The organism is Streptomyces sp. 8N706 (assembly GCF_052245415.1).
Classification (GTDB): Bacteria; Actinomycetota; Actinomycetes; order Streptomycetales; family Streptomycetaceae; genus Streptomyces.
The window spans coordinates 1-9,452 of record NZ_JBQQBW010000175.1 but is presented as its reverse complement, the minus strand read 5'-3'; the positions used below and the strand labels follow the sequence as shown (position 1 = coordinate 9,452).

4 protein-coding genes and 3 pseudogenes are annotated in these 9,452 nt (G+C 72.4%); 5 read left to right on the top strand and 2 right to left on the bottom strand.

Annotated features, from left to right (window positions below):
* A pseudogene (locus ACTWQE_RS32675) lies at positions 1-1,057 on the bottom strand (asparagine synthase-related protein); the annotation flags it as partial.
* Positions 1,058-2,009: 952 nt separating this feature from the next.
* Between ACTWQE_RS32675 and ACTWQE_RS32670 the strand changes: the two are divergent.
* The 4 genes from ACTWQE_RS32670 (at position 2,010) to ACTWQE_RS32655 (ending at position 8,191) form a co-directional block, all read left to right on the top strand.
* On the top strand, positions 2,010-3,449 hold the full coding sequence (locus ACTWQE_RS32670; protein ID WP_443332713.1) for an MFS transporter: 1,440 nt from the start codon (positions 2,010-2,012) through the stop codon (positions 3,447-3,449).
* Positions 3,450-3,830: 381 nt separating this feature from the next.
* Positions 3,831-5,096, top strand: coding sequence for an L-2-hydroxyglutarate oxidase (gene lhgO, locus ACTWQE_RS32665; RefSeq protein WP_443332712.1), 1,266 nt, complete (start codon positions 3,831-3,833; stop codon positions 5,094-5,096).
* Positions 5,097-5,858: 762 nt separating this feature from the next.
* The gene (gene trmB / locus ACTWQE_RS32660) at positions 5,859-6,641 is read left to right on the top strand and encodes a tRNA (guanosine(46)-N7)-methyltransferase TrmB (RefSeq protein ID WP_443332714.1); all 783 of its coding nucleotides are present in this window, start codon (positions 5,859-5,861) and stop codon (positions 6,639-6,641) included.
* Between the two features lie 53 nt (positions 6,642-6,694).
* Positions 6,695-8,191, top strand: a complete 1,497-nt coding sequence (locus ACTWQE_RS32655; protein WP_443332711.1) for a PrsW family intramembrane metalloprotease — start codon at positions 6,695-6,697, stop codon at positions 8,189-8,191.
* Positions 8,192-8,226: 35 nt separating this feature from the next.
* On the opposite strand, the pseudogene ACTWQE_RS32650 reads toward ACTWQE_RS32655, so the two are convergent.
* Positions 8,227-8,382, bottom strand: a pseudogene (locus tag ACTWQE_RS32650) (aldo/keto reductase); the annotation flags it as partial.
* Between the two features lie 246 nt (positions 8,383-8,628).
* On the opposite strand from ACTWQE_RS32650, the pseudogene ACTWQE_RS32645 reads away from it, so the two are divergent.
* A pseudogene (locus tag ACTWQE_RS32645) lies at positions 8,629-9,452 on the top strand (Fe-S oxidoreductase); the annotation flags it as partial.

Sequence of the window (9,452 nt, the reverse complement as noted above, 5' to 3'; positions counted from 1 at the left end):
ACCGGGGATTGGCGGCGATGCTGCGCGCCCGTTCGAGTTCGGCCTCGCGCGCGTGCAGGGCGGCACTGCCGCCCAGGCCGCCGCCCGAGACCGCCGCCGCTCCCGCCGTGAGGTCGTTGAAGGTCACGGCGAGCAGCCGTTCGCCTGCCTCCGTGCCGTGGCCGAGCGGCGTGCCCGGAACCCCCGGCAGCCCGGCGGCAAGCAACGCGAGGGTCCCCGAGGCGCTGCCCCCGGACAGGTCGGAGCCGATGCCCGGCGCCGGGGCGCCCCGGGCCGCGCGCCGCTCGGCGGGCCCCATGCCGGGAACGGGGCCCGGGTCCGGGAGGGGTGTCTCGGGCGCGTGCCGGGGAGCGGCGAGCCGCGCGCGTACGGCTTCGACGAGCGCGTCCCGTACCCCGTCGACGGCCTGCGCGGGGTCGGGCCGGGCCGCGGCGACGGCGAGGGAGGCGGTCGGCTCGTACCCGGTGATCTCGCGGGCGCCGTCGCGCAGGATCAGCGCGTGCCCGGGCGGGACCCGCTTGACACCCGCGTACGGCGTGCCGTCGCCGAGCGCCTCCGGCGCGTCGGGGCAGGCGAGCAGCGCGGCGAGATGGCTGACGTCGAGCTGGGCCTCGATGAGGTCGGCGAGGGGCAGCGCGGCGGTGGCGTACGCGGTGCCGTTCGCCCAGGGGGTGTGGAAGACGGGCCGGGCCCCGGCGAGGTCGCCCGCGATGGTGATACGGCGGCCGACCTGGGCCACTGCCGTGTAACTGCCGGGCCAGGCGGTGAGATGACGCAGGGCGCCGCCGCGGGCGGCGAACAGACCGAGGCGGAGCTGCTCGTCACTCGCCCCGCAGCAGCCGAGGACGGCGAGCCGGGTGACGGGTCCGTCCCTGCCGAAGCCGGGGGATGAGGGACCGGCCCGGACGACGCGCACCTCGTCGGGGCGCCAGTCGCCGACGGCCCACAGCGGATCCGGGTCTCCCCACAGCAGTTGGGCGCCGACCGGATGGACCGTGCGCCCCTCCCCGGTGACCGGTACCGCGGCGGCACAGCTCCATCCCACCAACCAGCGCATCGCCGCCTCCACAGGCTGTGGACAACCAAGAAGTCGCAGTCATCATGCACAGTAAGCCGACGGTTCCGGCATCGAACCCGACAACGCCCTGATCACGATGTGTGGCGTGGAAGTCGCCAACAGGACCGCAAACGGGCTCATCAGGAACACAACGGGCCGTCAGCCAGGGGGTGGTGCTGCCCCGTCAGGACCATGCTGCCACGAGTGCCGCGCACGGGGGCGGCTCCGGATCGCGTAAGCCGACGCCGCGTACGCCGATGGAACGCGGCCGGCGCGCCACAGGAGTGCACCTGGGCGGGCGGGCGGCGGCGCGGCGTGCATGCGTGCGATGTAAAGGCATATGACGGAACGGCGGAGCGTACGGGGTGAGGCCGCGGAGGCACGACGCAACGCAGTGGGCGTGCGACGCGGACGTACGGCGCGACGGCGCGACGGCGCGGGCCCACGGCGCAACAGCGCGGGCCGCGACGGGTCGAGGCCTGTCCCCGCCCATACCGATGTGCCGTGACCGGAATACCCGGTAAGCGACCGCCCGAAGTCCCGCTCCAGAGACGCCATTCGGCCAAACTGCCGCCGCACATGAGTACGGGGGCGTACCAGTGCAGAACGGCGCACTACGGCGCAGTCCGGGAGGCGGCAACCGCCCCCCGGACTGTTCCACCACCCGCGGGGATTGAGGTGGCGGCGTCCCCCAGCCCACTGGACCCAGTGCAGTGAGCCGACCCACGCACATCATGGAAGCGCTCCCGCAGTGGCCGGGACAGAGCGCACGGCCGGGCGCACAGCCACACATGCCGGGAGCACAAGCCCGTTGAGGCGCACTCCTGTGCGGACAACAATCTCGCCATCCGGAACGCCGCCCCTTAACGGTAGGGATTGGGCGAACTACGCTGGGTTTACGAATGCCCCGCGCCTATGCCGGGGCGGCCGTCGGGGTCTCGAGGGGTGGCGCATGTCCAGGGAGCAACGCGGGCCGAACGAGAAGCTCGGCACCGTTCTCGCCCTCGCGGGGATCAGCAACGCCGGGCTGGCGAGAAGAGTCAATGATCTTGGCGCGCAACGGGGGTTGACCCTCCGGTACGACAAGACGTCGGTTGCCCGTTGGGTATCGAAGGGCATGGTGCCACAGGGCGCCGCGCCCCATCTCATCGCGGCCGCCATCGGCAGCAAGCTCGGCCGGCCGGTGCCGCTGCACGAGATCGGCCTGGCGGACGCCGACCCGGCGCCGGAGGTCGGCCTGGCCTTCCCGCGCGACGTGGGCGCCGCCGTCCGGTCCGCGACCGAGCTCTACCGGCTGGATCTGGCGGGCCGCCGGGCGGGGGGCGGTATCTGGCAGAGCCTGGCCGGGTCGTTCTCCGTCAGCGCCTATGCGACTCCGGCGTCGCGCTGGCTCATAACCCCCGCCGACAGCGCGGCGGCGCGCGACGCCAAGGAGGCCGAGGCGAACGGTGCGGAGGGGCCGGACGGAGCTGCCCTGCGGGTGGGCCACAGCGATGTGACGAAACTGCGGGAGGCGGCCGAGGACGCACGCCGCTGGGACTCCAAGTACGGCGGCGGGGACTGGCGTTCGTCCATGGTCCCGGAGTGCTTGAGGGTCGACGCGGCGCCGCTGCTGCTCGGTTCGTACAGCGACGAGGTCGGCCGCGCCCTCTTCGGCGCGACCGCCGAACTCACCCGGCTCGCGGGGTGGATGGCCTTCGACACCGGCCAGCAGGAGGCCGCGCAGCGCTACTACATCCAGGCCCTGCGGCTCGCCCGGGCCGCGGCCGACGTGCCGCTCGGCGGCTATGTGCTCGCCTCGATGAGCCTCCAGGCCACGTACCGCGGCTTCGCCGACGAGGGTGTCGATCTGGCGCAGGCCGCGCTGGAGCGGAACCGGGGCCTGGCAACGGCCCGCACCATGAGCTTCTTCCGGCTCGTCGAGGCCCGGGCGCACGCCAAGGCCGGGGACTCCCAGGCGGCGGGCGCGGCGCTCAAGGCGGCCGAAGGCTGGCTGGAGCGGTCACGGCAGGGAGACGCCGACCCGTCCTGGCTCGGCTTCTACTCGGAGGACCGGTTCGCCGCCGACGCCGCCGAGTGCTACCGCGATCTGAAGGCACCGCGCCAGGTGCGGCGATTCACGGAGCAGGCCCTGTCCCGGCCGACGGAGGAGTTCGTCCGGTCGCACGGGCTGCGCCTCGTCGTCTCCGCCGTGGCCGAACTGGAGTCCGGAAACCTCGACGCGGCGTGCGCACAGGGCACGCGCGCGGTGGAGGTCGCCGGACGGATCTCGTCGGCTCGTACCACGGAGTACGTCCGGGATCTGCTGCATCGGCTGGAGCCGTACGGCGACGAGCCGCGGGTCGTCGAGCTGCGGGAGCGGGCGCGGCCGCTGCTGGTGGCACCGGCGTAAAGGATCAGCGCCGCACGCAGGTCTCCTGACTCGGGTCTCGTGACTGGGATCTCGTGACGCGGGTCTCGTGACCAGTGGGCGGCGCGTCCTCCAGGGCCGGGACCCTCCCTGTGGTGTCTCCCGCGCCGCCGCATCCCGACTCCCACTGCCCGCTTTTTCCGCGTCCGCCCCTTCCGTGCCTCTTCCGTGCCTCTTCTTCCCGCTTCTTCCCGCGCCCCCGTCTCCGTTCCCTGCCCGTCCCCCTGGGCTTGCCTGTGTCGCCTTGTACCGCCCGGGTTTCGGGCCGTTGTCAGTGGGCCAAGGCATCATCGTGAGTGCGGATGCGAATGCGGGCCGTGGCGAGCTGCGGTGGTGGAGCGGGCAGGAGCGGGAGGTGGGGCGGTGGCCTACGACAGCGATGTGCTGGTGATCGGGGGCGGGATCGTCGGCCTGTCCACCGCCTATGCGATCACGCGCGCCGCCCCGGGCACACGCGTCACCGTGCTGGAGAAGGAGCCCGGCCCCGCGCGGCACCAGACGGGGCGCAACAGCGGTGTGATCCACAGCGGGATCTACTACCGGCCGGGCTCCCTCAAGGCGCGGTTCGCGGTGCGCGGGGCCGCGGAGATGGTGGAGTTCTGCGCCGAGCACGAAATTCCGCACGAGGTGACGGGCAAGCTGATCGTCGCGACCGAGCGGTCCGAGCTGCCCCGGCTGCACGCACTCGTCCAGCGCGGCCGGGAGAACGGGATCCCGGTGCGCGAGCTGGGGCCCGCCCAGATAGCGGAGTACGAACCCCATGTCCGCGGCCTCGCGGCCATCCAGGTGGGCACCACGGGCGTGTGCGACTTCGCGGCGGTGGCGGCCCGGCTCGCCCGGCTGGCCCAGGACGCGGGGGCGCGGATCCGGTACGGCGCGGAGGTGCGGGTGATCGGGCGGCGTACCGGTGCTCGTACGGGGTCGCGGGCGGGCCGAGGGGGCGGGCGGACGGCGTCCGGTGTCGCGGTCCGTACAGCGGACGGGGAAGTTCTCCGGGCGCGGGCCCTGGTCAACTGCGCCGGGTTGCACTGCGACCAGGTGGCGCGGCTGGCGGGCCATGACCCCGGCATGCGGATCATCCCGTTCCGCGGTGAGTACTACGAGCTGGCGCCGGGCCGCGAGGAGTTGGTGCGGGGGCTCGTCTATCCGGTGCCGGACCCGGCGTTCCCCTTTCTCGGGGTCCATCTGACCCGGGGCATCGAGGGCTCGGTCCACATCGGGCCGAACGCGGTGCCGGCCCTGGCCCGTGAGGGATACCGCTGGCGGACCGTACGGCCCCGGGAGCTGGCCGGGACGCTGGCCTACCCGGGATCGTGGCGGATAGCCCGCCGCCACTGGAAGTACGGCAGGGGTGAACTGCACCGCTCCCTGTCCAAGCGGGCCTTCACGGACGCGGTCCGGCGGCTGCTGCCCGCGGTGACCGCCGACGATCTGATACCGGCCCCGGCCGGGGTACGGGCACAGGCGGTCCTCCCGGACGGGACGCTCGTGGACGACTTCCTCTTCGCGGAGTCCCCTGGGGTGGTCCATGTCCTGAACGCGCCCTCGCCCGCGGCGACCGCCTCGCTCCCGATCGGCCGTGAGGTGGCCCGACGGACGATGGCCGCGCTCGGCGCGGTACGGGTGTAGGCCGGGCTCGGCCGCACGGTCGCAGAGCGGGCTCGACGCGGAAGGGCACGCGCCACCCGCAGCGCCGGCTGCTGCCCCTGCGCTCGCCCTCGAGGCGCGGTCGTGCTCGCGCGCACTCGGCCCGGCGCAGTGGGTCCGGACTCGGCGCCCGGTACCGGCACAGACCGCACCCGGCCCGGTTACCGCCACTGGCCCGCACCAGACGCAGTACAAGCGCAAACCGCCATGCGGCGCGGGACGGGCACGGGAAGCACTTTGTGCGGTACGGGCGAGGCCCGAGTTGCCCGGGCCACAGGCCAAAGGCGTGCCGGGGTGCAAGCCCACGCTCGGCCGGGAGCGGCCCGAAACCCCGAGCTCGCGGGGGCAGGCGCAGAGCCCGGGCTCGCGGGTTCGAGCGCAGGCCCGAGCTTGCGGGGGCGGGCACAGGCCCCTGGCCACGAGGCCGGTCCAGGCACCAGCTCGCTGGTGCGCTCAGAGCCCCGGCTCATGCCGGTGCAGGGCCGGAACCGGGCCGCCGGGCGGACAGAGGCCCTTGGCTCGCGTAGCGGCGCGGTGGCCGTGCGGAGCCCGTGCGCCGTCTACGCGGTCCGGGGCCCGTGAGTCGTATACGCGGTGCGGGCCCCGTGCCCGGCCGACGGGCGCTCGCCTGCGCGACAGGGGCTCCGGGAGGGCGACCGTAGAATCGAAAGCACTGTGCTTGAGTCCGAGAACACCCCCGTGTCCGCCGGCGGCGGCCCGCAGCGCCCCTCCGGTGCGTCGGCCGTGCCCGGAAAGTCCGCCGGCGGCGAAGGCGGACAGCAGCGGCGGCTGCTCTTCCCCGAGGGGCCCGCCGCCGACCCGGCCGGATCACATCACGAGCGACGGATCCGGAGCTTCCGGCCGCGGCGCGGCCGGGTCACGGCCGGGCAGGGCGACGCGCTGCGCAGGCTGTGGCCGACCTGGGGCCTGGACATCGACGGGCAGTCCACACTGGACCTCGGCAAGCTCTTCGGCGACCCCGGGATGCCGGTCGTCCTGGAGATCGGTTTCGGCATGGGCGAGGCCACGGCACAGATGGCCGCCGCCGACCCCGGCACCGGCATCCTCGCCGCCGATGTGCACACCCCCGGCCAGGGCAATCTGCTGAGCCTCGCCGAGCGGCACGGTCTGTCGAACATCCGGGTCGCGAACGGCGATGCCATCATCCTGCTCCGCGAGATGATCGAACCCGCCGCGCTCGCGGGGCTGCGTGTCTACTTCCCGGACCCCTGGCCGAAGAAGCGCCACCACAAGCGCCGACTGATCCAGCCGGAGTTCGTCGAACTGGCCGTGACCCGGTTGCGGCCGGGCGCCCTGGTGCACTGCGCCACCGACTGGGAACCGTACGCCGAGCAGATGCTCGAGGTGCTGTCCGCCAGCCTCGAGCTGGAGAACACCCAGCCCGAGGGCGGTTACGCGCCCCGCCCGGAGTTCGAGGGCCCGAACGGCCGGCCGCTGACGAAGTTCGAGGGCGCGGGCCTGGACAAGGGCCATGTCGTGCACGATCTGCTGTTCGTACGCCGCTGATCGTACTTCGATACGTCGTCGCATCCGCCCGTCGGCCTGGTTAGGGTCGACTGGTGTATCCGTCCCCGCCCCCGCCGCAGCAGCCGCCGGTCCCGGCCTATGAACCGCAGCCGCAGTTCGCCGCCGTACCGGAGCCGGCGCACTGGCGCTACCGCCCACGTCGAGGGCTGTGGCACAGCAAGGCATTGCGCCTCGGCACACTGATCACCCTGCTGGCGCTCTCGGGCCTGGTCATCCTCGCGCTCGTCCGCGAACAGACCGGTACCGAGGGCTTTCTCGTCGGCCTCGGGCTCGCCGTACTGCCGGTTCCGCTGCTGATCGCCGCCTTCCGCTGGCTCGACCGCGTCGAACCGGAACCCTGGCGGCATCTGCTCTTCGCCTTCGCCTGGGGTGCGTGTGCGGCGACCCTCATGGCGATCCTCGCCAACGGTTTCGCGACGCAGTGGATCGCGGCCCGGGTGGACAGCGAGGCCGACACCTGGGGCGCGACCCTCATCGCACCCGTTGTGGAGGAGAGCTCCAAGGGCGCGGCCCTGCTGTTGCTCTTCGTCTTCCGCCGCCGCGACTTCGACGGCATCGTGGACGGGGTCGTCATAGCGGGAATCACCGCCACCGGCTTCGCCTTCACCGAGAACATCCTCTATCTGGGCAACGCGTTCGGCGAGGACCAGGCCATGGGCTCCTCCGGCTTCCAGTCGGTCACGGCCGCCACCTTCTTCATCCGCATCGTGCTGTCGCCCTTCGCACACCCACTGTTCACCGCGCTGACCGGAATCGGCTTCGGTATCGCCGCCCTCGCCGCGCCCCACCAGCGCGCCCGCCGCCTTCTGCTACCGCTCGCCGGCCTGTTGACCGCGATCGTTCTGCACGGCGTGTGGAATGGTTCGGCGACCGTCGGCGGCTATGGGTTCATCGCCGTCTACGGCATGTTCATGGTCCCGGTCTTCGGGCTGCTGACCTGGCTGGTGATCTGGTCGCGCAGCAGCGAGCTCAGGACCGTACGCGGCCATCTGCCCGCCTACGTGGCGGCGGGCTGGCTGGTGCCCGCCGAGCCGGAGGCGCTGTCCTCCATGAAGGCCCGGGCGCTCGCCCGCGATATGGCGCGCCGCACCCATGGCCCAGCCGCGGCCCGTACGGTCGTCGAATACCAGTCCCTCGCCACGGCTCTGGCGTTCCTGCGGCAGCGAGCCCACCGAGGAGCGGCGGGCTCGGACTTCGTCGCCCGGGAACAGGAGCTGTTGCACCATCTGTGGCAGCGCAAGGACGTGGCGCAGCCCGCCCTGGCACACGCGGCCCGGCTCACGGCGCCCCCCTGGATCCCCCCGCAGTGGGCACCGCCGCCCGGTCCCGGGCACGGGCAGGGATACGGGCACGGATACGGATACGGGCCCGGACAGCCGCCGGGGCACGGCCACGGACAGCCGCCGGGGTACAGCCAAGGGCAGGGGCCCCCACCGGGATACGGCCAAGGGCAGGGGCCGGGATACGGGCAGGGATCGGCGCCGTACCACGGCCATGGGGAACACCGGTACAACAACGGTTATCGGTGACTCTGGAACGCAGAGGGCGGCCCTGCGAGATGCGGCGAAGGGGTGGCGCCGAGTTCGGCCGCGACAGCGGCGAGTCCGGCCGCCGCGGCTGATGCCGCTCCGGCGACGGGCCGTCCCGGGAGGAATGCGATCCCCGCCGCCTCACAGGCCGCGAGCACGGGTTCGTGTTCACGGTCGAGCAGCCTGTGGCGGAGTGCACGTCACCCGTGCAGCGGACCTTGGCCTCGGACCACCGACGAGCCACCGTGGCGGCACCCGGAGACGGGCTGGGGACCGGGCGGAGCCGCGGGCCGACCGTCACGGGGCACCACAGGCCTCAGCGACGCATATCACCGCCGCCCTGGCTACAGTGCGGCGGAATAACTGGGTAGTCTCGGACCGACTACATAAGTTACCGCTTAGTAATGTCCGCTCTCGCAGGTTCGAGGAGCCCTCCTATGCAACTCGCCGCGATCATCGTGTCGCTGGTCCTCATCGCGGTCGGCGTCGCGTTGTTCGGCCGTGCCATCCTGCAGATCTACCGCTTCGTCCGGCTGGGCCAGCCCGTACCGGCCGGTTCCCGCACCGACGACCCGAAGCGGCGCACCGTCACCGTCGCCAAGGAGTTCCTCGGTCACACGCGGATGAACCGCTGGGGCGCGGTCGGAGTGGCGCACTGGTTCGTGGCGGTGGGCTTCTTGTCGCTGCTGCCGACGATCGCCAACGCCATCGGCCAGCTCTTCCAGGCCGACTGGCTGATTCCGGTGATCGGCGACTGGCTCCCGTACGAGATCTTCACCGAGTTCTTCGGCCTGCTGACGACGGTGGGCATCCTGGCCCTGATCGTCATCCGCCAGCTGAGCAAGCCCGGCAAGGCCGGTCGCAAGTCCCGCTTCGCCGGCTCCAACTTCGGCCAGGCGTACTTCGTCGAGGCCGTCATCCTCATCGTCGGCGTCTGCATCATGACGCTGCGCGCGCTGGAGGGCGCCCAGCACGGCGTGGACAGCTACGAGGCCGGGTTCTTCGCCTCGTACCCGCTGATCGCGGCATTCAAGGGCCTGAGCCTCAGCACCCTGCAGAACCTGACGTACCTCTTCGCGATGATCAAGATCGCAACATCCTTCATCTGGATGATCACGGTCTCGCTGAAGACGGACATGGGTGTGGCCTGGCACCGTTTCCTGGCCTTCCCCAACATCTGGTTCAAGCGCGAGGCCGACGGCGACGTCGCCCTCGGCGAACTCCAGCCGATGGTCTCCGGCGGCAAGCCCATCGACTTCGA

Coding starts and splice junctions, on each gene's coding strand:
- ACTWQE_RS32670 (WP_443332713.1), top strand. CDS start 2,010: ATGTCCAGGGAGCAACGCGGGCCGAACGAGAAGCTCGGCACCGTTCTC.